Annotated in this window: 17 protein-coding genes and 2 tRNA genes; 13 read left to right on the forward strand and 6 right to left on the reverse strand. The window is 71.7% G+C overall.

All coding sequences use genetic code 11. The features are described from left to right. Positions 1-24: 24 nt before the first annotated feature. The 6 genes from ACP4J3_RS09045 (at position 25) to ACP4J3_RS09070 (ending at position 5,833) form a co-directional block, all read left to right on the forward strand. Positions 25-351 carry a hypothetical protein gene (locus ACP4J3_RS09045; protein ID WP_194044009.1) on the forward strand — a complete coding sequence of 109 codons (327 nt, stop codon included), beginning with the start codon at positions 25-27 and terminating at the stop codon, positions 349-351. A gap of 312 nt (positions 352-663) precedes the next feature. Further along, positions 664-1,713 (forward strand): bifunctional MaoC family dehydratase N-terminal/OB-fold nucleic acid binding domain-containing protein, encoded by a 1,050-nt coding sequence (locus ACP4J3_RS09050; RefSeq protein ID WP_426532405.1) that lies wholly within the window; start codon positions 664-666, stop codon positions 1,711-1,713. Further along, positions 1,700-2,104, forward strand: coding sequence for a MaoC family dehydratase (locus ACP4J3_RS09055; RefSeq protein ID WP_426532223.1), 405 nt, complete (start codon positions 1,700-1,702; stop codon positions 2,102-2,104). Before ACP4J3_RS09050 ends, ACP4J3_RS09055 begins: the two co-directional genes overlap by 14 nt. After that, the gene (locus ACP4J3_RS09060) at positions 2,101-3,267 is read left to right on the forward strand and encodes a lipid-transfer protein (protein ID WP_426532225.1); all 1,167 of its coding nucleotides are present in this window, start codon (positions 2,101-2,103) and stop codon (positions 3,265-3,267) included. The genes ACP4J3_RS09055 and ACP4J3_RS09060 overlap by 4 nt, the downstream gene beginning before the upstream one ends. Positions 3,268-3,413: 146 nt before the next feature. After that, positions 3,414-3,983 carry a SigE family RNA polymerase sigma factor gene (locus ACP4J3_RS09065; RefSeq protein WP_426532227.1) on the forward strand — a complete coding sequence of 190 codons (570 nt, stop codon included), beginning with the start codon at positions 3,414-3,416 and terminating at the stop codon, positions 3,981-3,983. A 173-nt stretch (positions 3,984-4,156) separates the two neighbouring features. Beyond that, the gene (locus ACP4J3_RS09070) at positions 4,157-5,833 is read left to right on the forward strand and encodes a long-chain fatty acid--CoA ligase (protein WP_426532229.1); all 1,677 of its coding nucleotides are present in this window, start codon (positions 4,157-4,159) and stop codon (positions 5,831-5,833) included. Positions 5,834-5,896: 63 nt separating this feature from the next. On the opposite strand, the gene ACP4J3_RS09075 is transcribed toward ACP4J3_RS09070, so the two are convergent. Both ACP4J3_RS09075 and ACP4J3_RS09080 read right to left on the reverse strand, forming a co-directional pair. After that, positions 5,897-10,249 carry a PAS domain-containing protein gene (locus ACP4J3_RS09075; RefSeq protein ID WP_426532231.1) on the reverse strand — a complete coding sequence of 1,451 codons (4,353 nt, stop codon included), beginning with the start codon at positions 10,247-10,249 and terminating at the stop codon, positions 5,897-5,899. Between the two features lie 317 nt (positions 10,250-10,566). Beyond that, positions 10,567-11,070: an SSI family serine proteinase inhibitor gene (locus ACP4J3_RS09080; RefSeq protein WP_426532233.1), complete on the reverse strand. Its 504-nt coding sequence runs from the start codon at positions 11,068-11,070 to the stop codon at positions 10,567-10,569. Positions 11,071-11,282: 212 nt separating this feature from the next. Here ACP4J3_RS09080 and ACP4J3_RS09085 point away from each other — a divergent pair. After that, positions 11,283-11,373, forward strand: a tRNA-Ser gene (locus ACP4J3_RS09085). 191 nt (positions 11,374-11,564) lie between these two features. After that, positions 11,565-11,637, forward strand: a tRNA-Arg gene (locus ACP4J3_RS09090). A 67-nt stretch (positions 11,638-11,704) separates the two neighbouring features. Here the strand turns inward: ACP4J3_RS09090 and ACP4J3_RS09095 are convergent. Next, on the reverse strand, positions 11,705-14,668 hold the full coding sequence (locus ACP4J3_RS09095; protein ID WP_426532235.1) for a SpoIIE family protein phosphatase: 2,964 nt from the start codon (positions 14,666-14,668) through the stop codon (positions 11,705-11,707). A 330-nt stretch (positions 14,669-14,998) separates the two neighbouring features. Between ACP4J3_RS09095 and rutA the strand changes: the two genes are divergently transcribed. Genes rutA through ACP4J3_RS09110 form a run of 3 tightly spaced genes read left to right on the forward strand, consistent with a single transcriptional unit; the run spans position 14,999 to position 17,045 of the window. After that, positions 14,999-16,066 carry a pyrimidine utilization protein A gene (gene rutA, locus ACP4J3_RS09100; protein ID WP_426532237.1) on the forward strand — a complete coding sequence of 356 codons (1,068 nt, stop codon included), beginning with the start codon at positions 14,999-15,001 and terminating at the stop codon, positions 16,064-16,066. After that, positions 16,063-16,722 (forward strand): isochorismatase family protein, encoded by a 660-nt coding sequence (locus ACP4J3_RS09105; protein ID WP_426532239.1) that lies wholly within the window; start codon positions 16,063-16,065, stop codon positions 16,720-16,722. The genes rutA and ACP4J3_RS09105 overlap by 4 nt, the downstream gene beginning before the upstream one ends. Beyond that, entirely contained in the window at positions 16,719-17,045 is a 327-nt protein-coding gene (locus tag ACP4J3_RS09110; protein ID WP_426532241.1) for an NAD(P)H-dependent oxidoreductase, read from the forward strand. The genes ACP4J3_RS09105 and ACP4J3_RS09110 overlap by 4 nt, the downstream gene beginning before the upstream one ends. Here ACP4J3_RS09110 and ACP4J3_RS09115 read toward each other — a convergent pair. Together ACP4J3_RS09115 and ACP4J3_RS09120 are read right to left on the reverse strand one after the other, a co-directional pair. After that, positions 17,025-18,653 carry an IS200/IS605 family accessory protein TnpB-related protein gene (locus ACP4J3_RS09115; protein WP_426532407.1) on the reverse strand — a complete coding sequence of 543 codons (1,629 nt, stop codon included), beginning with the start codon at positions 18,651-18,653 and terminating at the stop codon, positions 17,025-17,027. The two genes, ACP4J3_RS09110 and ACP4J3_RS09115, sit on opposite strands and share 21 nt — an antisense overlap. A gap of 398 nt (positions 18,654-19,051) precedes the next feature. Continuing rightward, positions 19,052-19,879, reverse strand: coding sequence for an SDR family oxidoreductase (locus tag ACP4J3_RS09120; RefSeq protein WP_426532243.1), 828 nt, complete (start codon positions 19,877-19,879; stop codon positions 19,052-19,054). A gap of 180 nt (positions 19,880-20,059) precedes the next feature. Between ACP4J3_RS09120 and ACP4J3_RS09125 the strand changes: the two genes are divergently transcribed. Then, positions 20,060-20,455: a winged helix-turn-helix transcriptional regulator gene (locus ACP4J3_RS09125; RefSeq protein WP_426532245.1), complete on the forward strand. Its 396-nt coding sequence runs from the start codon at positions 20,060-20,062 to the stop codon at positions 20,453-20,455. 18 nt (positions 20,456-20,473) lie between these two features. Here ACP4J3_RS09125 and ACP4J3_RS09130 read toward each other — a convergent pair whose 3' ends face one another. Continuing rightward, positions 20,474-20,953, reverse strand: a complete 480-nt coding sequence (locus ACP4J3_RS09130) for a MarR family winged helix-turn-helix transcriptional regulator (RefSeq protein WP_426532247.1) — start codon at positions 20,951-20,953, stop codon at positions 20,474-20,476. 78 nt (positions 20,954-21,031) lie between these two features. Between ACP4J3_RS09130 and ACP4J3_RS09135 the strand changes: the two genes are divergently transcribed. Then, on the forward strand, positions 21,032-21,427 hold the full coding sequence (locus ACP4J3_RS09135; RefSeq protein ID WP_426532249.1) for an HGxxPAAW family protein: 396 nt from the start codon (positions 21,032-21,034) through the stop codon (positions 21,425-21,427).

The raw sequence follows: 21,427 nt of genomic DNA on the forward strand, positions 1-21,427 counted from the left end.
GCGCACCTGTTCTGGAGGAACAACATGGCAAGCATCCGTACCGCCCGCGTCATCGCGGCCGTCTCCGCCCTTCCGCTCGCCGTCGCCCTCTTCTCCGGCGTCGCGACGGCGGACAACGGCGCCATCGCGGACGACGGATCCAGCGCGGCTGTCACGAACGCCGCTCAGGGCCTCATCGGCAGCGGGGTCGGTGGCGACAACTGGGGCAACTCGTCCACGACCCAGCAGCAGGCGACCGGCTCCGGTGCCTCGAACCAGAGCAACACCGCCCAGGTCAACGGTTCCGCCTTCACGTCGGTCAACCAGGGCAACGACAACACGTCGGTCAACTTCACTCCGCTCTGGTGGTGAGCTGAGGGGGTCGGTGCCCAGGTGCTCAGGCATCGGCCCCCTCGGAACTGTGGGTGTGCTGTGGGGTGTAACGCGTCTGCGCGGTGGTACTTCGGTGCCGCCGCGCAGGCGTTTTCGGGTGTTCCCGGTGGCCTTGACAGTGGTCTGCATCTGACGGACAGTCAGAAACCCTCCCAGGGCTTCTCGGAACTTCCCGAGAACAAGTGGGAACCGGATCGGCGGTCGCGGTGTACCAGAAGTGTCAGTGCGATGCGCGGTGGCGATGCGGACGAGGGGGCGACGGTGAGCTACGGGCCGGGGGTGAGCCACGAGGTGGCGGTGGACGAGGAGTTCGAGAAGCGGCTGAAGGCCTACGAGGGCCGGCCCGCCGCGGTGGCACGGTCGGGCAAGGACCCGGTCAACGCACCCATGATCCGCCACTGGTGCGAGGCGATGGACGACACCAACCCGGCGTACGCGGGCCCGGATGCCATCGCACCGCCCACGATGCTCCAGGTGTGGACCATGGGCGGCCTCTCCGGCCATACGGGACGTGCGCACGCCTACGACGAGTTGCTCGGCCTGCTCGACGAGGCGGGCTACACCTCGGTGGTCGCCACGGACTGCGAGCAGGAGTATCTACGGCCCCTGCGGCCCGGGGACGAGATCACCTTCGACTCGGTCATAGAGTCGGTGTCGGAGCGGAAGACGACGAAGCTCGGCACAGGGCACTTCGTCACCACCCGCATGGACCTCCGAGTCGGCCCCGACCTCGCCGGCACCCACCGTTTCCGCATCCTCAAGTACGCGCCGATACGGCGGACAGGGGCGCCGCCGGGCCGGCAGCAGAGGCCGTCGTCGCAGCCGGAGCAGGAGGCGAAGTCGTCGCAGCCGGCCCCGCGACACAAGCCCGCTCGCCCTCGCCCCGTCGTCAACCGGGACAACGCCGGCTTCTGGGAGGGCGTCCGGCGGCGCCGGCTGCTCATCCAGCGCTGCACCGGCTGCGGCGGCCTGCGCCACCCCTGGCTGCCGGGCTGCAACGCCTGCGGTGGGACGGACTGGGACACGGTCGAGGCGAGCGGCGAGGGGACGGTCTATTCCTACATCGTGATGCACCACCCGCCCTTCCCGGCCTTCGACCCTCCCTACGCGGTCGGCCTGATCGAGCTGGCCGAGGGCGTGCGGATGATCGGCAACGTGCTGGGGGTGCCGTGCGACAAGGTACGGATAGGGCTGCCGGTGCGGCTCGAATTCCAGGAGCACGACGAGGAGTTGGTGCTGCCGGTCTGGCGCGCTCAGGACGGGATGGCTCAGGACGGGATGGCTCAGGACGGGACGGCTCAGGGCGGGACCGCTCGGGAGGGGACGTATGAACACCGGTGACGAACTGCCCCCGCTGGAGATCCCGATCACCCGCACGCTGATCGTCGCCGGGGCCATCGCCTCCCGCGACTACCAGGACGTGCACCACGACGCTGAGTTGGCCCGCCAGAAGGGCTCCCCGGACATCTTCATGAACATCCTGACGACGAACGGCCTGGTCGGCCGCTACATCACCGACCACTTCGGACCCAGGGCCGTCCTGCGCAAGGTGGCCATACGACTCGGGGCGCCCAACTACCCGGGGGACACCATGGTGTTGACGGGCCGGGTCGAGGAGGTCGACGGCGACACGGCGACGGTACGCGTGACCGGGGCCAACGGCATCGGCAGGCACGTGACCGGCACGGTGACGGTCACCGTCCCTGCCGCAAGGCCCGAGGAGTCGGCATGAGTGTGCGCGAGCGGGACTCCCTCGGCGGCCGGGCGGCGATCGCGGGAGTCGGGGCCACCGAGTTCTCCAAGGACTCCGGGCGCAGTGAGCTGCGGCTGGCCGTGGAGGCGGTGCGGGCCGCGCTGGACGACGCGGGGCTGACGCCGGCGGACGTGGACGGGATGGTGACGTTCACGATGGACACCAGCCCGGAGATCACCGTGGCCCAGGCCTGCGGGATGGGCGAGCTGTCCTTCTTCTCCCGCGTCCACTACGGCGGCGGCGCGGCCTGCGCGACCGTCCAGCAGGCGGCGCTGGCGGTGGCGACGGGGGTCGCGGAGGTGGTGGTCTGCTACCGGGCGTTCAACGAGCGGTCGGGCCGCAGATTCGGCTCCGGCGTGCAGCAGCGGGAGCCCTCGGCGGAGGGCGCGGCGCTGGGCTGGTCCCTGCCGTTCGGGCTGCTCACCCCGGCCTCCTGGGTGGCGATGGCGGCCCAGCGGTATCTGCACACCTACGGGCTGACGCCGGAGGCGTTCGGGCATGTGGCGGTGACCGACCGCAAGTACGCGGCGACCAACCCGGCCGCGTACTTCCACGGCAGACCCATCACCCTCGCCGATCACGCGGCCTCGCGCTGGATCGTCGAGCCGCTGCGGCTGCTGGACTGCTGCCAGGAGACGGACGGCGGCCAGGCGCTCGTCGTCACCTCCCTCGACCGGGCCCGTGACCTGCCCCGCCCGCCGGCCGTCATAGCGGCGGCGGCCCAGGGCGCCGGCCGGGGGCAGGAGCAGATGACGAGCTTCTACCGGGACGACCTCACCGGCCTGCCGGAGATGGCCGTGGTGGCGCGGCAACTGTGGCGGACAGCGGGGCTGGGGCCGGGGGAGATCGACGTGGGGATCCTGTACGACCACTTCACTCCTTTCGTACTGATGCAGCTCGAGGAGTTCGGGTTCTGTGGAAGGGGGGAGGCCGCGGGCTTCGTGGCCGAGGAGCGGCTGCCGCTCAACACGCACGGGGGGCAGCTCGGAGAGGCGTATCTGCACGGGATGAACGGAATCGCGGAGGGGGTGAGACAGGTGCGGGGGACGTCCGTGAACCAGATATCGGGGGCGGAACGGGTGCTGGTGACGGCCGGGACAGGGGTGCCGACCTCGGGGCTGGTCCTTACTGCCGACGGGTGACCCTCAGGGGTAATCCCGCAGTACAGGTCCCCCTCTCGTCCACCTCCAGGAGGTGGAGCCAGCCCCACCCCTACAACCTGAGGCGGACGCTGCTTCGGCACCTGCGGCCGATCCGCCGAAGTAGGGGTCGCTCATAGCGTGGAGCCATGACCACACCCGTCTGCACCAGCGCTTCCGAGGCCGCTACATCAGCGGGGCTGTCCTTTCCGAACGCGACGTATCCCTCCTTCACGTCGTACGTACGGGCCCGCCAGCCCGTGCTGCTGCGTACCGCCCGCTCGCTGACCGCGAACCCGAGCGATGCGGAGGATCTGCTGCAGACCGCGCTGACCAAGACCTATGTGGCCTGGGAGCGCATCGAGGACCATCGTGCGCTCGACGGCTATGTGCGCAGGGCGCTGCTGAACACGCGGACGTCGCAGTGGCGCAAGCGCAAGGTCGACGAGTTCGCCTGCGACGAGCTGCCCGAGCCGGAGCCCGTGGCCGGCCAGGACGCCGACCCCGCGGAACAGCAGGCGCTGCACGACGCGATGTGGCGCGCGATCATGCGGCTGCCGGCGCGGCAGCGGGCGATGGTCGTCCTGAGGTACTACGAGGACCTCAGCGAGGTCCAGACGGCCGAGGTGCTCGGGGTCTCGGTGGGCACGGTGAAGTCGGCGGTGTCGAGGGCGCTCGGGAAGCTGCGGGAGGACCCGGAGCTGACGCTCGTCCGATAGCCGGAACTGACGCTCGTCCGGCAGGGGGGAGTGCGGGGCGGCGGTGGAGGTTCCCTCACGCCCTAGCGGCAGAGTCCTGTGAACGCAACGTGACATGATCGATCGGCTCGACCTAGTGACATACCGCGCGGTATGCGCGCAGAATCTCCGCAACCCTTACTACCGCGTAGGCAATGTCGCCCCGGGAGGACGCCGTGCTGAGCACGATGCAGGACGTACCGCTGCTGATCTCGAGGATCCTGACCCACGGGTCGACGATCCACGGCACATCGCAGGTGACCACCTGGACCGGCGAGGCCGAGCCGCACCGCCGTTCCTTCGCCGAGGTCGGCACCCGTGCGGCCCAGCTTGCGCACGCCCTGCGCGAGGACCTGGGCGTGACCGACGACCAGCGGATCGCCACCTTGATGTGGAACAACGCCGAGCACGTCGAGGCCTACTTCGCGATCCCCTCCATGGGCGCGATCCTGCACACCCTCAACCTCCGGCTCCCGCCCGAGCAGCTCGCCTGGATCGTCAACCACGCCGCCGACCGCGTCGTCATCGCCAACGGCTCGCTCCTCCCCCTGCTCGTCCCTCTGCTCCCCCACCTCAAGACGGTCGAGCACGTGGTGGTGTCGGGGCCGGGTGACCGTTCCGGGCTGGCGGGCGCGTCCGTTCAGGTGCACGACTACGAGGAACTGATCGCCGGCAAGCCGACGACGTACGACTGGCCGGAGCTGGACGAGCGGCAGGCCGCCTCGATGTGCTACACCTCCGGGACCACCGGGGACCCGAAGGGCGTCGTCTACTCCCACCGTTCGGTCTACCTGCACTCCATGCAGGTCAACATGACCCAGTCCATGGGCCTGACCGACCAGGACACGTCGCTGATCGTGGTCCCGCAGTTCCACGTCAACGCCTGGGGTCTGCCGCACGCCACCTTCATGACCGGCGTCAACATGCTGATGCCGGACCGCTTCCTGCAGCCCGCGCCGCTCGCCGAGATGATCGAGGGCGAGAAGCCGACCCACGCGGCCGCCGTGCCCACCATCTGGCAGGGCCTGCTCGCCGAGCTCACCGCCAAGCCCCGCGACGTCTCCACCCTCGGCCAGGTCACCATCGGCGGCTCGGCCTGCCCGCCCTCGCTCATGGAGGCGTTCGACAAGCTGGGCATGCGGGTCTGCCACGCCTGGGGCATGACGGAGACCTCCCCGCTCGGCACGGTCGCCCGGCCGCCGGCCCACGCGGTGGGCACGGAGGAGGAGTTCGGGTACCGGCTCACCCAGGGCCGTTTCCCGACGAGCGTCGAGGCCCGCCTCACCGGCCCCGGCGGCGAGCGCCTGCCCTGGGACGGCGAGTCGGCCGGTGAGCTGGAGGTGCGCGGCCCCTGGATCGCGGGCGCCTACTACAACGGCCCCGACGGCGAACCGCTGCGCCCCGCCGACAAGTTCAGTGAGGACGGCTGGCTGAAGACCGGTGACGTCGGCACCATCTCCCCCGACGGCTATCTCACCCTCACCGACCGCGCCAAGGACGTCATCAAGTCCGGCGGCGAGTGGATCTCCTCGGTCGAGCTGGAGAACGCGCTGATGTCCCACCCGGACGTCGCCGAGGCCGCCGTGGTCGCCGTCCCCGACGACAAGTGGGGCGAGCGCCCGCTGGCCACGGTCGTCCTCAAGGAGGGCTCCACCGCCGACTTCCAGTCCCTGCGCACCTTCCTCGCCGAGGAGGGCAAGATCGCCAAGTGGCAGCTCCCGGAGCGCTGGACGGTCATCGCGGCGGTGCCGAAGACGAGCGTGGGCAAGTTCGACAAGAAGGTGCTGCGCAGGCAGTACGCCGACGGGCAGTTGGACGTCACCAGCATCTGACGACGCACCGACGCACCGACGAGCGAGTGGGCGTGCCCTGGCAAGGGGCGCGCCCACCGTCCCTCAGTTGGTGCCGATCCTCGACAGCAGATCCACGATCCGGCTCTGCACCTCGGCGCTGGTCGACCGTTCCGCCAGGAACAGCACCGTCTCGCCGGAGGCCAGTCGCGGCAGGTCGGCCTGGTCGACGGCGGCCGTGTAGACGACGAGTGGGGTGCGGTTGAGCCGGCTGTTCGCCCGCAGCCAGTCCACGATCCCGGCCTGTCGCCGGTGCACCTGCATCAGATCCATCACGACCAGGTTCGGCCGGAAGTCACCCGCCAGCAGCACCGCGTCGGCGTCACTCGCGGCGCGCGCCACCTGCATCCCACGCCGCTCCAACGTCGCGGTCAGCGCCAGCGCGATCTCCGCGTGCTCCTCGATCAACAGCACGCGCGGCGGGTGCTGCTCACTGTCCCGAGGGGCCAGGGCCTTCAGCAGTACGGCGGGGTCGGCGCCGTACGCCGCCTCCCGCGAGGCCTGTCCGAGCCCCGCGGTCACCATCACCGGCACCTCGGCCGCGACGGCGGCCTGCCGCAGCGACTGCAGCGCGGTCCGCGTGATCGGCCCCGTCAGCGGGTCGACGAACAGCGCGGCCGGGAACGCCGCGATCTGCGCGTCCACCTCCTCGCGCGAGTGCACGATCACCGGCCGGTAGCCGCGGTCGCTCAGCGCCTGCTGCGTCGTCACATCGGGCGCCGGCCACACCAGCAGCCGCCGCGGGTTGTCGAGCGGCTCCGGTGGCAGCTCGTCGTCCATCGGCTGCGGACGCGGAGTGTCGGCGACCTCGATGGCCCCGCCCGGACCGTCCAAGGGCTCGGGGCCCTCGGCGGCGTTCTCGTCCGGCGCGCCTATGGCGTACGACCGCCCGGCCGCCTCGGCCGTCGGTGCGAGCCGCGACTGACCGGCCGGCGTCGGCTGGGGCTGGGCCTGCTGCCCACCGAGCGACGGCTGCGGCGCCGGCGCGGCGGGCACCGGCTGCTCGGCCGGCGGATGCGGCCGCGCGGCCTGCTCCGCCGAGGCACCGGCCCGCGCGGCGGGATCGGGCGGCGTACCCAGCTTGCGGCGCCGCCCACCGCTGCTCTGATGCGGGGGAGGCGTGGCGTTCGACTGCGCGGGCGGCGCCGGCTGCTGCACCTGAGCGGCCTGCCGTGTGAAGGGCACACCCTGCCCCAACGTCCGCACACTGATGGCCCGACCCTGTGTCGAGTTGGGGTCCACGGGAGCACCGGGCGCACCGGCACCGCTGGGCGCGCCGGCCTCGGCCGGAAGCGGCTGCGCCGCCCGCTGCTGCCCGGAAGCGGCTGCGGTCGCTGCCGCGGCTTCCGGCGGCGGCAGGGCAGTGCCCGGAGCCGGGGTGCCCTGGGCCGGCTGGGGCGTGGGCTGGGGTGCGTTCGGATGCGCTGGTACGGGAGTGGCGGCACCGTTCGCCGGTACGGCACCCTCGGCGCCGGAGGCGTCGTCGGCGGCGGGCCACTGCTGCGGGGCCGCAACGCCCTGCGCCGGGGTGCCCTGCGCGGGCGCCGCCTCGGCAGGGAGAGCCTGACCTGCGGCGACGGGGCTCGCAGCGGGCTGGGCGACCTGCCCCTGCTGCACGGCCGGCACCGGAACGCCCTGGCCGACGGCAGCAGCGGCCTGCGCAGGCGCCCCCTGCCCAGACGTCCCCTGCCCAGGCGCCCCGGCCGCCTCCGCCGGCGGGGCCACGGCCCGGCGCCGACGCCCGGTCGGCGCGCTGGTCGGATGCGGCTGCGGAGGGGTGTGGTCCTCGGCCTGATCGTGCGGCACGGCATCGTGCCGACCCTCGTCACCGCGTACATCCCCAGGAGCGGCCAGACCCGGACCCGGAGCCGCCTGCCCCGGAACCGGACCCGAAGCTGCCTGCCCCGGAACCGGCCCCAAGGCCGCCTGCCCCGGACCCGAAGCCCCCGGCACCCCCGGCGCCCCCGGCGAACCCGGCGTCATGGCCGGAGCGGCAGCCGCCGCCCCCGGAACCGGCTCGATCCCGCCCGGCGCCTGCGCCCCCTCCGCCGGCGCCCGGTCCGCCTCGGCGGGCGGCAGCGCGAACACCGTACGAGCACCCGGCTCCTGCGACTGTGACTGAGCCTGCGCGGCACCCCGCTCGGCCGCCGCGGCCAGGGCACGCCGACGCCGCCCGGTCGGCTGAGGGGCGTCGCCCGACCCGGCGCCCGCCCGCGCGGCATCACCGGCCGGAGCGGGCAGGGCGGGCGGCAGCGCGTGCTGCTCCCCGCCGTCCCGTCGGGCGCGGCGTCCACCACCGGGGGCGGGCACGCCCTGCGGCGGTACCGTCCCGCCCAGGCCGCTCCCGGCGGCCGCGGCCCCCGCCGCATGCTCGGCGGCGGTGACGACGGCACCTTCGGCGACCCCGTCCCCACCGTCCTCGGCGGGCCGGCCACGGCGCCGTCCGGTACCGCCGGAGACGGAGACCTCGCCGCCACTGTCGCCCGCCCCCTGGGGCAGCTCCGGCGCGGCCGCACGCCTGCGCCGCCGCCCCGTCGGAGCGGCGGCCTCCGCGCCGACGTCCTCGGCCTCCGCACCCGGCGTATCGCTCTCCAGGAAGGCGTCGACGGACGACCGCCGGGCACGCCGCCGCCCACTGCCGACCCCCTCGGCCGCACCACTCGCGTCGGCCCCGTCACCACCGACCGCGGCGACAGCGGCCTCGGAAGCGGCGTCGGGCGCGGCGGAAACCGCCCCCGCCCCACCCCCGATGGGCACCTCGAGGACGTACGCGCTGCCGCTCATCCCGGGCACGTCGTGCGTCTGCAGCACCCCACCGTGAGCCCGCACGATCCCGCGCACGATCGGCTCGTGCACCGGGTCTCCCCCGGCATACGGCCCACGCACCTCGATCCGTACGACCTCACCGCGCTGCGCCGCCGCCACCACGACGGTGTTGTCCATGTAACCGCCCGCCGACACGGGCGAGTTGCCGGTCGCGTCGACCCCGGCGACATCCGCGACGAGATGCGCGAGCGCGGTGGCCAGGCGCTGCGGGTCGACCTCGGCCTCGATGGGCGGCGCGTGCACGGCGAACTGCACCCGCCCCGGCCCGATGAGTTCGACGGCCCCGTCGACACCCGCGGCGACGACCGCGTCGAGCATCACCTTCGTACGGGAGATCCCGCCGCCGCCCGCGTCGAGTTGCTGGAACCCGAGGACGTTGTCGATGAGCGTCGTGATGCGCGAGTAACCGGCCGAGAGGTGGTGCAGGACCTGGTTGGCCTCGGGCCACAACTGCCCTGCGTCGTCGGCGGCGAGCGCGGCCAGCTCCCGGCGCAGCTCGTCCAGCGGACCCCGCAGCGAACCGGCGAGCAGCGTCAGAAGCTGCTCGTGCCGCCCGGCGAGCGCCTCGTGCCGGTCCTTCTCCCGCTCGCCGAGCGCGGCGTAACGCTCCTCGCCGGCGGCGAGTTCCTCGGCGTGCCGCTCCTCGATCGCCTCGACCTCGGTCACGTGCTTCTGCCGCAGCGCGGTCAGCTCGGAGGCGTGCTCCTCGGCGAGCCGTTCGAGTTCCGCCTCGTGCCGCTGCTGGGCGGCGTCCCGCTCCTCGACCACGGCGTCGTAGGGCCGCCGGTCGGTGAAGGTCATCACGGCGCCGACGAGCTGGTCGCCGTCGCGCACGGGCGCGGTCGTCAGGTCGACGGACACCTTGTCCCCGCCCTTGGACCACAGCACCTGCCCGCGCACCCGGTGCTTGCGCCCCGAGCGCAGGGTGTCGGCGAGCGGGGACTCCTCGTACGGGAAGGGGGAGCCGTCGGCGCGCGAGTGCAGCACGAGCGTGTGCAGCTCCCGGCCGCCCAGGTCACTGGCCCGATAACCCAGTATCTGAGCGGCGGCCGGATTGACGAGGACGATCCGCCCGTCGGTGTCGGTGCCCACGACGCCCTCCGCCGCGGCCCGCAGGATCATCTCGGTCTGACGCTGCGAACGCGCCAGCTCGGCCTCGGTGTCGACGGTGCCGGTCAGATCCCGTACGACGAGCATCAGCAGCTCGTCGCCGCTGTAGCCGTAGCCGTCGTAGGCCTGCTGCCCGTTCTCGAGATTCGCGGACGTGACCTCGACCGGGAACTCGCTGCCGTCGGTCCGCCGGGCCATCATCCGGGTCGGCTTGGTCCGCCCCTGCGGATCCATGTGGTCGGGCCGCCGCATGGACCCGGGAATGAGCCTGGAGTCGAACTGGGGCAGCAGATCGAGCAGCCCGCGCCCGACCAGAGCGGTGCCCGGCGCCTCGAAGGCCTCCAGGGCGATGGTGTTGGCGTTGACGACCGTCCCATTGGCGTTGACCAGCACCAACGCATCGGGAAGCGCGTCGAGTATGGCTGCGAGGCGAGCAGCGCCTCGGGATGGCCTGCTGCTCACGAGACGCTTCCTCCCTGTTACCGCACCTAGCCGACCGCTCGGGCCATCTTGCCAACCGGCCCGCGGCGTGTCACGCGAGGGAGTCTAAGGGCTGGGGTTGCGCTCGCGACGCCGGATGAGAGGGAGGTCGCACGACGAAGTGACCCAGAACGTATGACCGCCCGTGCCGTCGCCCTTCCCCCGTCCGCTCGCTGTCCATTCGGGCTTCGCGAGACCTTCGCGGGACTTTTGCGGACCCGGTACGTCCGGTATGGAAAGCCTGTGCGACGGGCGACGGCGGGTGTCCGAGACGGACCGCGGCGCTCGCTGTGCCGTCCCTACGACCGCCGCCCTGCCGCCCGCACATCGGGAAGCAGCGGCACCAGCCGGTCCCACCGCCCGATCTCGCAGCCGTTGGTGCGGTCGTAGCGCGCGTCGACGGGGCGCCCGGCCCAGGTCCCGGTGACATGCGCGGTGGCCGGGCCGCCGTACTGCATGGTGCAGAAGGTGTCCTGCGCCGCGGACGCGAAGGCGTCCTTGCCCCACCGGGTGCCGCGATCGAGTACGGCACAGGCGCCGGCGGCATCGGGGTGGTCGCCGCCGGTCGGGTGGCAGGTCAGCTCGAAGGCGCCGTCGGTACCGCTGCCGCCGGCGTTGCGGACGGTGACGGTGAGGTGGTGTTCGGGGCCCTGGAGGGCCGGGGCCGCGAGGACGGGCGCGGCCTGGAAGGACGCGGCGGCGGGGGTGACGGAGGTGAGGCCGACGGCGACGAGGGAGCCGGCGGCGCCGAGGAGGACCCGACGCAGACGCCCGGCCGGGGTGGAACGGTTGACCTGCAACATGACCTGACTAACGCCGCACACCCCCGGACGTTGCGGCCCTTCGATCCACTTGATCCACGGGCCCACTTGATCCACGCCCCACTTGATCCACGCCGGGAAGTGCTTTGCCCTGCGACCTCTCCGCCTAGTACCGTGGGAGTCGATTGGTGACAGCACGCTCGACTGTGTCATCATCTGCACGCACCACTCGCGCTCGCGCGAGCGGCTGTGCTGGAGGCGTCGCCTAGTCCGGTCTATGGCGCCGCACTGCTAATGCGGTTTGGGCCTTAAAGCCCATCGAGGGTTCAAATCCCTCCGCCTCCGCGCTCGATCACGAAGCCCCGGTCCGCGGACCGGGGCTTCGTCGTTCACGGCGGGCTTCGATGGCCGTTTCCGCAGGTCACAAGGGGTAGCGCAAACGGATTTCACATGGCGGCGGCAGTCATGTAATGTTCTTCCTGTCGCCGCGAGCGGGCCGGAAGGGCCGGGAGCGGCGGGAAAACAGAAAAGAACAAGCACTCGTAGCTTAACGGATAGAGCATCTGACTACGGATCAGAAGGTTGCAGGTTCGAATCCTGCCGAGTGCGCACAGAGCAGAGGCCCCGGAGAGATCCGGGGCCTCTGGCGTTTCGGAGGGCCAGGGGGCCGCCGTGCTCACTCCTGGTCCCCGAACGCCAACGCGTCCAGATCCCCGTCGAAGTCCTCCCCCAGCCCCGGCAGGACCAGGAACATCTGCTCCAGCGGGTCGGGCGCCGCGTGGCCGTTGGCGTCCCGGGGCGGGTCCGATGGCGTCTGGAGGGCCTGTTCCGTCCAGATGCACTTGCCCGTCGGGGTGTACCGGGTCCCCCAGCGCTGCGACAGCGCGGTGATCAGTTGCAGCCCACGGCCGCCCTCGTCGGTCTCCGTGGCCCGGCGTATGCGCGGCATCGTCAGGCTGCCGTCGAAGACCTCGCAGATCAGGGCGGCGCCGTGCAGGAGCCGTAGGCGCAGCGGGCCCTTGGCGTGGCGTATGACGTTGCCGACGAGTTCGCTGGCCAGGAGCTCGGTGGTGGGGGTGAGAGCCTCCAGGTCCCAGGCCGCGAGCTGCCCCCGGATCAGATTGCGGGCCTGGCCGGCCGCCCGGGGGTCCTTGGGCAGGGACCAGGAGGCCATGCGGGAGTCGGGGAGCGCGTGCAGGCGGGCCAGGAGGAAGGCCGCGTCGTCGGCGGCGTGGTGGCCGGCGGGGAGCAGGGCCGAGGTGACCTGCTCGCAGAGGTGCTCCAGGTCCGTCGCCGTGCCGTCGGTGTGGGCGGTGCGGAGCACTGCAGCCAGTGCCGCCATGCCCTCGTCCATCTCGCGCTTCGACGACTCGACCAGGCCGTCGGTGTACAGCGCCAGCACGCTGCCCTCGGGGACCGGGATCTCCGTCGTCTCGAAGGGCGGCTCGGCCGCGCCCAGGGGCGGGTCGGCCGACAGGGCCGGGAAGACGACCGTGCCGTCGGGGTGGAGCAGGGCCGGCGGCGGGTGGCCCGCCCTCGCGATGGAACAGACGCGGGTCGTGGAGTCGTACAGCGCGTACAGGCATGTCACATACGACTCCTCGCCCATGGCGCCGACGATGTCGTTGAGGTGGCTCATGATCTCGTCGGGCGGCAGTTCGAGGTCGGCCAGGGTGTGGACGGCCGTGCGCAGACGGCCCATGGTGGCCGCCTCCGGCAGGCCGTGGCCCATGACGTCACCGACGACCAGGGCCACCTGGCCGCCCGACAGCGGGATGATGTCGTACCAGTCGCCCCCCACGTCCATGCCCTGGCCGCCCGGCAGATAGCGGGCCGCGGCCGTGCAGGCGGGCAGCGCGGGCAGGTCACGGGGGAGCAGGCTGCGCTGGAGCTCGCGGGAGCGGGTGAGCTCGGCGTCGAAGAGGCGGGCCCGCTCCAGGGCCTGGGCGACCAGGGCGCTGGTCGCGGTCAGCAGGGTGCGCTCCTCGTCGGTGAGGCGGCGCGGGTGGTCGAAGGTGATCGCGCAGATGCCGAAGGTGTGGCCCGAGGCGGTGAGGGGGAGCATCGCCCAGGCCTGCTTTCCGGCGCGGGCGGGCAGGTCGGCCAGTTCGGGGTAGCGGGCGGCGAACTCCCGCAGGGAGGACAGGAACAGGGGTGCGCCGGACAGGACCGCGTCCCACATCGGGCTGGGCTCCGTGCGCTCACGGCCGTCGAGCACGGCGAGGACGTCGTCCGGGTAGCCGACGGAGCCGACGGTGTGCAGCCGGTCGGCCTCCACGGTCTGCACCACCAGACCGGTCGCCTCGAACGGCGGCAGCACCCCGCGCGCGACCGCGTCCACCACATCCGCCGAGGTCGTCGCCTTGGCGAGAGCCGCCGTCAGCTCCCCTATTCGCGCGGCCCGTTCGGCGGCCGCCCGCTCGGCGCACCGGCGATCCTCCTCCAGCCGCCGCTTCTCGGTGACGTCGGTGAAGTAGATCGTGCGCCCGTCGGGGCCCGGCACCAGCCGCAGATGGCACAGCCGCCCGTTCGGCAGCCGTACGTCGAAGCTGACCGACTTCTCCGCGGCGGCCGCCTGCCGGCAGCGGATCTCCAGGCCCGGCACCTGCTCGGCGGCCGGCAGGTCCCACAGCAGCCGGCCGAACAGCTCGTCCTCGGAGTAGCCCAGGGTGCGCTCGGCCTCCAGGTTGGCGAAGGTGATCCGCCAGTCGTCGTCCATCGCGAGGAAGCCGTCGCTCATATGGCGCAGGGCCCGGCCGAGCGCGTCGCGGGCGGAGCGGGGCTCGTTGCTGTCCCAGCCCACGCCGGTCATCCGCAGCGGCTCGCCGTCGTCGTCGTACGTCGCCCTGCCGCGGGCCTGGGTCCAGCCCCAGGTGCCGTCCAGCTTGCGCACCCGGTACTCGGCCTCGAAGACGCCGTGCTCCCGGATCGCCCGGTCCACCAGCGCCAGCGTCGGCGCCAGGTCGTCGGGGTGGACGCATCTCATCCAGTTCTCGACCCGGACGGTGTAGTCCTCCGGCCGGGTGCCGTACAGCTCCAGTGCCGCCTCGTCCCAGAGCAGCTCGCCGGTCTGGATGTTCCAGTCCCAGGAGCCGACGCTGACCTCCTTCAGGGCCTGGCGCAGGCGCTCGTTGTTCTGCTCCGGCGGGGCGGGCCGCGAGGGGCGGCTCGCCGGCGGCGCCTGGACCATACGGTCCTCCGCCCAGGAGACGACGGCGCGCAGGAACTCCCAGTGCGCGGGGGACGGTTCGCCGTGGTCGCCCATCAGGATGCTGAGGGCGCCGATGCTGCGGTTACCGCTGCGCAGCGGCAGTGCGGCGAGGCCGGTGCCGGGCCAGGCGGCGTCCGGGGAGCCGGCCGTACCCGCCGGGCTCAGCGGGACCCAGACGCCGTTGCCCTCGCGCAGCGCGCGGGCCGGGGCTGGGGGACCCTCCTGGCCGAGGATCTCCCAGGAGCGGGTGAGGGTGTCGGGGAGCCCGGCCGTGGACACCAGGCGCAGCGCGGACATCGGGCCCCGCAGATGGATCATGCCGCCCAGCGCGCCCAGCTCGCCCACCGCATGCTGCAGGGCCAGCCGGAAGATCTCGCTTTCCGCGACACCGGGGGCCACCGTGCTGAGCAGTGCCAGCCGAGCGTTCATGTTGCGGACTTTACCGTTCCGAGCCTGGCCGAATCGCTGGTTCGCAAGATCCTCACGCCTCTCCCCGAGTCGGGCGACGCGACCTCAACAGGCAGGATCTACCGTTGAGTTGACGCGCGCGGCCGAGTTTCGCGGCCGAGTTCCCCCGACAGAGTTCACGAGTGAGTTCACAACAGGGTTCACGACTGGGTTCAGGACCGGGTTCACGACTGGGTTCAGGACCGGTTTCAGGACCGGGTTCGCAACTGGGTTCACGACTGGGCCCAGGACTGAGCTTCACCCGGACCCGGCATCCCCCGACCCCCGACCCCCCGACCGCTGAGGAGCGGAATGGACATCGGCGTATTCATCCCCATCGGCAACAACGGCTGGCTCATATCGAAGAGCTCGCCCCAGTACCTGCCCACCTTCGAGCTGAACAAGGCCATCGTGCAGAAGGCCGAGGAGCACGGACTCGACTTCGCCCTGTCGATGATCAAACTCAAGGGCTTCGGCGGCGAGACCGAGTTCTGGGACCACTGCCTGGAGTCGTTCACGCTGATGGCGGGCCTGGCCGCGGTGACGGAGCGCATCAAGCTGTACGCCTCCACGCCGATCCTGGTCCTCCCCCCGGCGATCGTCGCCCGCATGGCCACGACGGTCGACTCGATCGCCCCCGGCCGCTTCGGCATCAACATCGTCACCGGCTGGGCGCCCGGCGAGTACTCCCAGATGGGCCTGTGGCCCGGCGACGAGCACTTCGGCAACCGCTACGACCGGGCCCGCGAGTACGTCACCGTGATGAAGGAGCTGTGGCGCGACGGCGTCAGCGACTTCAAGGGCGAGTTCTACGAGATGGACGACTGCGTGCTGTCGCCGCGCCCGGCGAACGGCCACATCGAACTCGTCGCCGCAGGTCAGAGCACCACCGGCATGCGGTTCGCCGCCGAGCACGCCGACTACAACTTCATCCTCGGCAGCGGCGTCAACACCCCGCTCGCCTTCGCCGGCACCACGGCCACCCTCGTCGACGCGGTGCGCGAGACCGGCCGGGACGTCGGTGCGCTGTCCCTCTTCATGGTCATCGCCGACGAGACCGACGAGGCGGCCCAGGCCAAGTGGCGGGACTACCACGACAACGCCGACCGCGCGGCCCTCGCCTACATGGCGGGCGAATCGGCCTCGGACACCACCGCCGACGACTCCTCGACCGCGCGCACCATCGTGCTGCCCGAGGGCGCGGTGAACTTCAACATGGGCACGCTGGTGGGGTCGTACGAGAGCGTGGCGAAGATGCTCGACGAGGTCGCGGAGGTCGACGGCACCAAGGGGATCATGCTGGTCTTCGACGACTTCCTGGCGGGCATCGAGGACTTCGGCACGCGCATTCAGCCGCTGATGAAGTGCCGGCGGGCATGACGCACGAGGCCCACGAGGACTATGAGCGGGCTGGTCTCGACGGTCATCTGATCCCCGGCACGGCCCCGGCCCTGCTCTTGGTGGACCCCGCCCGCGCCTATGCCGACCCGGACTGCCCTCTGTACGCCGGGGTTGAGCCGGCCGTCGAGGCGATGAGGGCGCTGCTGGCGGCGGCGCGCGGGGCGGGGGTCCGGGTGGTGGTCACCCGGGTGCGGTTCCGGCCCGACGGCGACGACGGCGGGGTGTTCTTCCGCAAGGTGCCCGCCCTCAGGGCATTCGCCGTGGGCAGCCCGTACGGCGACTTCATCGACGGACTGGCTCCTACGGCGGACGAATTGACCGTGACGAAGCAGTACCCGAGCGCCTTCTTCGGCACATCGCTCGCGGCCTCTCTCACCCCCAACCGGGTCGACACCCTCCTCATCGCCGGCCTGACCACGAGCGGCTGTGTGCGGGCCACGGCCCTGGACGCGATGCAGCACGGGTTCGTCCCGGTCGTGGTGGAGGAGGCGGTGGGCGACCGTGATCCGGACGTGCACGCGGCGAACCTGTTCGACATCCGTCACAAGATCGGTGAGGTGTGGCCGATGGGGCGGGTCGTGGAGTACCTCGATGAGATGGGTGGACGTTCATACGGGACAGGTGTCCTCTCGTGAGGACGGCGGTGGTCGCCGGCAACCCGAAGCCCGCCTCCCGCACCCTGGACGCGGCGACCCGGCTGGCGACGCAGCTCGGCGGACGGCCCCCGGACGACGTGCTCGACGTGATCACGCTGGGCCCGGGGCTGCTGGGCTGGGGTGACGAGGCGGTGTCCGACGCGGTGCGGTCCGTCGCGGCGGCGGACCTGGTGGTCGTGGCCAGCCCCACCTTCAAGGCGACGTACTCCGGGGTGCTCAAGCTGTTCCTGGACCAGTTCGCGACCGGCGAGGGCCTGCGGGACGTGGTCGCCGTACCGTTCCTAGAGACTGAGCGGGAGTGAGTCCTGTTGCCACGACTCATGCTCAGCCGAACGCCCCGAGCGGTGTTGGGCGTTCTGGTCGACCGCGTTCACTCCGCGTCCGGCGCGCACGGATCGTGGCCGTGGTCCGGGGATGCGGGGGCGGTTTCCCTCACGCCCTGGGGTGCCCGGTCGGGCCTGGACGGTCCGATGCCCCACACGATCACTCCGGTCGTGTGGGGGTGGTGCCGTCCGTCGCCGGATCGGGTGCCCCAGGGCGCGCCTGCCGATCGCCACGGCGGCTGCGTCGTGGCGAGTGGTCCTGCGGGTGGTGCTGGTGAGTGGTCTCTGCCAGTGCTGGGCGCCCCAGCGGCTGGTGTAGGCCGGGTCGACGGCGACGATGGTGATGCCGAGTTCGGCCGCCATGGACACGAGCCGGGCCCGCAGCTTGCTGACGGGCATGCCGGAGATGAGCTTTCGGAAGCGTTTGCGGCGGCCGTGCTTCTCGCGGGTGGTCTCGGCGGTGAAGTCGAGGTCTTCGAGTGCGATCGACAGTCCGTGCCGGGCCGCCCAGTGCAGCAGGCGGATCAGGGCGTGCCGGACCTGGGCGTCGCGGTGCTGGGCGGTGCCGGACAGGTCGTAAAAGAACCTGCGGGGTTCGCCGCTCGGGTTGCCGTGTTCGTCCAGGCGCCAGGCGGCCAAGTGGTTGGCGTTGGTGTCGACGCCGACCAGGCCACCGGCACGGGCCGCCTCCAGAGGGACGGTCTGGACTGGGGGGATCGTCCAGGACGCGGTCAGGTACCAGCGCCCGCGGACTGTGTCTTCGTGGATGCGGTAGGCCACCGCCCGGTTCGCTGCCACGCGGTCGGCCCACTGCTCACCCCGGTGCGCGAACACCACCTTCGCCGCCAACACGTACCGGCCGTGCGGCGCGTTCGCCAGATGCGCCAGCGGCGCGGGCAGCTTGAGGGAGACCTCGCCGCCGGGTGTGACGCGGATGCTCTCGTTGCCGAACCTTTTGCCGGACTCGCCGTCCGCTGCGAGGAACCGGCGCCCGGCCTGCCACCGCGTGCGCCACTGCTCCTCGGTGAGCTGTGCTTCCTGAAGGTGGTGGCGGGTGTTCAGCAGCCGTTTCCCGCCGCGCACCACGCGCACGACCCCGGTCTCCCGGTCCGCCCGCACCGCCTGAAGCCGGTCTTCGAGCACACCCAGGCGGCGCCTCTTCGCATACCACTCCCGCTTACTGCGGTAGCCGCCCGGCGCCTGCTTAGTGCCTTTCTCACCCACAGGCACGGACAGCCGGTACTCGATCGTCTCGATCCCGGCTTGAAGGCTCTGGATATGCGCGAGCTGGCCACGCCGGGCGAGTGCCCACTGGTCGTGGGTGGCTTTCGTGATGCTGCCTGCCCAGCGGGAGGAAGACTCTTCGGTCAGGGCACGCTTGCGCTGCGCCCACCGTTCACGGTCGTGCTCCAGCCCTGCCGAACACCGCGCCTTCAGATCACGGGAGGCGAGCGAACCGAGCAGGTCGCCGACCAAGCTCAGCACCTTCTCGTCCCCGGCGGTCAGGCCCTTGAGGCGGGTACGGATCGCAACCCCCGAGGGGCTGGGCACGACGAACGGCGCCACCATCTCCCGCAGTCCGCCCACCTCTTTCGCCCCCACCCCGGTGCCGCAGATATCCGTCACCACGACCAACGACCACCACTGGCGAAGGTCACGCATTCGATCCAAGAACTCCCGTTCCCGTCCGGGAACGTGTGCCTGCCACTGCCCGGAGACTCACTCATGAGCGCCAGAACGTGCTCAAGCGCCGTCCATCGCCACTTGTTCACAACCCCTCATGCTGGGCGCGGGCCCGACCCACGCCCTCGGCCCCGACCTGCTGCTCAAGCCGGTCCTTGTGGAACTCGGCGCGATCACGCCGGCGCCCGGGCTGTATCTGCGGGACAGCGGTTATGCGACGGACGGGAGCATTGGGGAGTACGTGGGGCGTTGGGGGCCGGTGTTGGGAGAGCTATCCGGGGGAGCCACTTGATTCGGGGGAGCTAATTGAAGGCACCGGCGTTCCGCCCCGCCCAGTCCGCGAACGTACGCCCCGGTCGCCCGAGGACGTCCTCCACGTCCGGGCTCACCTTCCGCAGCGCGGCCGGCGGAGTGCCCAGCATGTCGAGGGTGCTCTCGACGACGGGGGCGGGCATGGTGCGCAGCATGTGGTCGCGGGCCTGCGTGCGGGTGAGTTCGACGAACCCGACCGCCTCGCCGAGGGCGTGCTCGATCGCGGTCGTCTGCTCGCGGGGCGAGATGGGCGCCGGGCCGGTCAGCTCGTAGGTCTCGCCCTCGTGTCCCGGCTCGCGCAGGGCCGCCGCGGCGACCTCCGCGATGTCGCCCGGGTCGACGGTGGGCAGGGCCACGTCGCCGAAGGGAGCGGCCACCTCCCGGCGGGTGCGGATCATGTCGGCCCACTGGAGGGCGTTGGAGTGGAAGCCGCCCGCGCGGAGCATCGTCCAGTCCAGGCCGGATGCCTTGACGGCGTCCTCCAGCACCGGGGGGTGGGCGCCCGTGCCGACGCCCTGGGACGACAGCAGGACGACGCGCCGGACGCCTGATCCCCGTACGGCATCCAGGACGGCACCGAGGTCGCCGCACGCCGCCATGAAGTCGCCGGAGGTCAGCAGGAACAGCGCCTTGGCCCCGTCGAGCGCGGGCTGTAGCCGGTCGGGTTCGGTGAGGTCGGCCTGGTGGGGGCGGGTCCCGGCCGGTACGTCCGGCGCGGAGATCCGCCGCGAGACCGCGGTCACCTGCTCGCCCGCCGCCACGAGGGCCCGCACCAGCGGCCGTCCCACATTGCCCGTTGCTCCGGTCACCACGATCATCTTTGGTCTCCGTTCCGAGTCGACAACTCGTAGGTGAGGTCCGGTGGTTCGGATTCGGACCTCTTCGGACCTCGTACGGCGACGCTACTGTTGTGGGGGTAGTAGGTACCTAGAGGAAAGTATTGACAGACGGGGGTAGTTGTGACCGAGGACACAGGAACGCGCGGTCGGCATGCAGGGATGAGCGTCCCGCCCGGCACCGATCCGGAGACCGCCTGCCCGATCGCCCCGGTCGTCGACATCGTCTTCAGCCGCTGGACCACCCCGATCCTCTGGGCTCTCCACGAGTACGGCCGTCAGCGCTTCGTCGAGCTGGAGCGCCGTATCGCCACCATCACGCCGAAGGTGCTGACGCAGCGGCTGCGGCAGCTCGAGCGCGACGGTCTGGTCGTGCGCACGTACCACCCCGAGGTCCCGCCGCGCGTGGAGTACGAGATCAGCGAACTGGGCCGCAGTCTGGCGCCGTTGTTCGCCGCGCTGTCGGAGTGGTCGGTCAACCTTGGCGAGGTCGAGCGGGCGAGGGTGGCGTATGACGCCCGGGAGAGCGGCACTACCGGGCGCCGCAGGGGGCGCTGAATATCCCTGCCGGGGGCGTCAGTCGGTGCGGCAGTGCTCCTCCAGATAGCCCGCCGCCAGGGCGCTCGCGCGCGTGAACCAGTCGGTCAGGACGGCGATCTCCTCGGCGGAGTATTCGCCGAAGAGGTCCATCAGCCGGGCGTAGTACGGCTCGTAGATCTCGCGGATACGGGCCTCCGCGTCCGGTCGCGCCGCCACGCGCACCCGGCGGCGGTCCGCCGGGTCGGGGCGGCGGGTGACGTAGCCGGCGCGTTCCAGACGGTTGAGGATGCCGGTCACCGCGCCGGTGGTGACGTGGGCGCGCGCTGCCAGGTCGCCGGCTGTGAGCAGGTTCTCGCCGGCCTTGAGGACGTAGGCGAAGCAGGTGAGGTCCGTGACGTTGAGGCCGACCTGCGCAGCGATCTCCTGCTGCCCGACCATCGACGTGGCGATGAGGTGGTCCATGGCCGACAGGGCTTGGGCCGGGGAGGCGGAGGGGCGGCGCGGCGTGGCATGCATCTTCCTGATTACCTTAGCGTGTGAGAGATTTAGCCCATAAACTTCTTAGGAAGTGAGGGACTATGGGGAGGTGGGCACGTGAGCCAGTATGACGAGGGGCACACGGTCGCGGGCTGGACCGGCACCGCGATCGCGACCATCGGATCCGCGGTGCTGGGAGCGGGCATGTGCGTGGTCTCGGCAGCGCTGATCTGGGGTGGACTGGGAATCCTGGCGGCGAGCGTCCTCGTCACCTGGGCCCTGCACCTCACCGGCTGGGGCAAGCCTCCGGGTGTCCGGCCGCGGAGTGAGTGGGAGTTGGGGGTGCGTGATCTGACGGCGCGGGGCGGGCACGCGGACTGCTGGGGGTGCCGGCTGGCGGGGCGGGGGCGGGGACGGGGACCGCGTGCGGCTGTGGTGACGTCGTCCGGGGTGGTTCCGGTGGCCGGGGAGGCCGAGCCGGTGACTGCTGAAGCCAGTCGCGTTGGTCGCTGA

This window comes from Streptomyces sp. UG1 (assembly GCF_049974585.1).
Classification (GTDB): Bacteria; Actinomycetota; Actinomycetes; order Streptomycetales; family Streptomycetaceae; genus Streptomyces.

Bases quoted from the DNA above. Each gene is read 5' to 3' on its own strand.
- ACP4J3_RS09105 (WP_426532239.1), top strand. From the start codon at position 16,063: ATGACGCACGAGGCCCACGAGGACTATGAGCGGGCTGGTCTCGACGGT.
- ACP4J3_RS09095 (WP_426532235.1), bottom strand. From the start codon at position 14,668: ATGAACGCTCGGCTGGCACTGCTCAGCACGGTGGCCCCCGGTGTCGCG.
- ACP4J3_RS09060 (WP_426532225.1), top strand. From the start codon at position 2,101: ATGAGTGTGCGCGAGCGGGACTCCCTCGGCGGCCGGGCGGCGATCGCG.
- ACP4J3_RS09070 (WP_426532229.1), top strand. From the start codon at position 4,157: ATGTCGCCCCGGGAGGACGCCGTGCTGAGCACGATGCAGGACGTACCG.
- ACP4J3_RS09080 (WP_426532233.1), bottom strand. From the start codon at position 11,070: ATGTTGCAGGTCAACCGTTCCACCCCGGCCGGGCGTCTGCGTCGGGTC.
- ACP4J3_RS09125 (WP_426532245.1), top strand. From the start codon at position 20,060: ATGAGCGTCCCGCCCGGCACCGATCCGGAGACCGCCTGCCCGATCGCC.
- rutA (WP_426532237.1), top strand. From the start codon at position 14,999: ATGGACATCGGCGTATTCATCCCCATCGGCAACAACGGCTGGCTCATA.
- ACP4J3_RS09045 (WP_194044009.1), top strand. From the start codon at position 25: ATGGCAAGCATCCGTACCGCCCGCGTCATCGCGGCCGTCTCCGCCCTT.
- ACP4J3_RS09065 (WP_426532227.1), top strand. From the start codon at position 3,414: ATGACCACACCCGTCTGCACCAGCGCTTCCGAGGCCGCTACATCAGCG.
- ACP4J3_RS09130 (WP_426532247.1), bottom strand. From the start codon at position 20,953: ATGCATGCCACGCCGCGCCGCCCCTCCGCCTCCCCGGCCCAAGCCCTG.
- ACP4J3_RS09120 (WP_426532243.1), bottom strand. From the start codon at position 19,879: ATGATCGTGGTGACCGGAGCAACGGGCAATGTGGGACGGCCGCTGGTG.
- ACP4J3_RS09055 (WP_426532223.1), top strand. From the start codon at position 1,700: ATGAACACCGGTGACGAACTGCCCCCGCTGGAGATCCCGATCACCCGC.